Source organism: Clostridium tarantellae, assembly GCF_009295725.1.
GTDB lineage: Bacteria > Bacillota > Clostridia > Clostridiales > Clostridiaceae > Sarcina > Sarcina tarantellae.
The window spans coordinates 1-1204 of sequence record NZ_WHJC01000521.1 but is presented as its reverse complement, the minus strand read 5'-3'; the positions used below and the strand labels follow the sequence as shown (position 1 = coordinate 1204).

Genomic DNA, 1204 nt, shown 5'->3' with positions numbered 1-1204 from the left:
ATTATATAAAGAGAAAATATAATATAAAAATTTTAAAAATTTAATTATTAAATACTTCTAGTCTTTAATAATCTATATGCTATAATTAAATATATCTAATAAATAAGCAAAGGTTATTACTAAAGGAGCAATTTAATTAAAATGAAAAAATTATTAAAATTACAAAAAGGAGATTCTATTGGAATATTTTCTCCATCTTCTCCTATAACTGCAACATGTCCTAAAAGATTTAAACGTGGAAAAGATTTTTTAACCAATAAAGGTTTTGAAATAATAGAAGGTAATTTAACGGGCAAAATTGATTTTTATAGATCAGGAAGCATTAAAGAAAGAGCTGAAGAATTAAACAATTTAATTAGAAATCCTAAGGTAAAATGTATAATGTCTACCATTGGAGGTATGAATTCTAATTCTATTTTACCTTATATTGATTATGATGCCTTTATTAAAAATCCTAAAATAATTATAGGATACTCAGATGTTACTGCTATACTACTTGCAATATATGCAAAAACAGGAATAAGCACTTATTATGGTCCTGCTTTAGTAGCTTCATTTGGTGAATTTCCACCCTTTGTGAATTGGACTTATGATTATTTCTATAATCTTTTGGTAAAAAATACAAGGGGCCCTTTTCAATTAACTTGCCCTGGATATTGGACAGAACAATATATTAATTGGGAGATTCAAAATACAAGTAAAGAAAAACAAGTTAATGAATGGGTTACAGTTTATAATGGAAAAACTTGCGGAAGATTAATTGGAGGGAATTTAAATACTATAACAGGTATTTGGGGTAGTGAATATATGCCTGAAATTAAAAAGGGAGATATTCTTTTTATAGAAGATTCTTTAAAAGATGCAGCCACTTTAGAAAGAAGTTTTTCATTTTTAAAAATAAATGGAGTGTTTAATAAGATTTCAGGTATTTTACTTGGAAAACATGAATTATTTAATGATTTAGGTACTGGTAAAAAGCCTTATGAAATACTTTTAGAAGTTTTAGGAGATATAAAGTTACCATTTTTAGCAGAGTTTGATTGTTGTCATACTCACCCTATGATAACATTACCTATTGGATGTAATATTGAATTAGATGCAACCAATAAAAAGGTAACTATTTTAATGCCTAGTGGTAATTAAAAAAAATTTTAAATTTATATGAAATTTTATAAAAAAATTTAAAACACTTAGTATGTGAATT

At 25.3% G+C, this 1204-nt stretch carries 1 protein-coding gene; it reads left to right on the top strand.

Annotated elements, in window-relative coordinates; translation table 11 throughout:
* The first annotated feature begins 141 nt into the window (after positions 1–141).
* Positions 142–1143 carry a S66 family peptidase gene (locus GBZ86_RS16065; RefSeq protein ID WP_152892335.1) on the top strand — a complete coding sequence of 334 codons (1002 nt, stop codon included), beginning with the start codon at positions 142–144 and terminating at the stop codon, positions 1141–1143.
* The last annotated feature ends 61 nt before the right edge of the window (positions 1144–1204 follow it).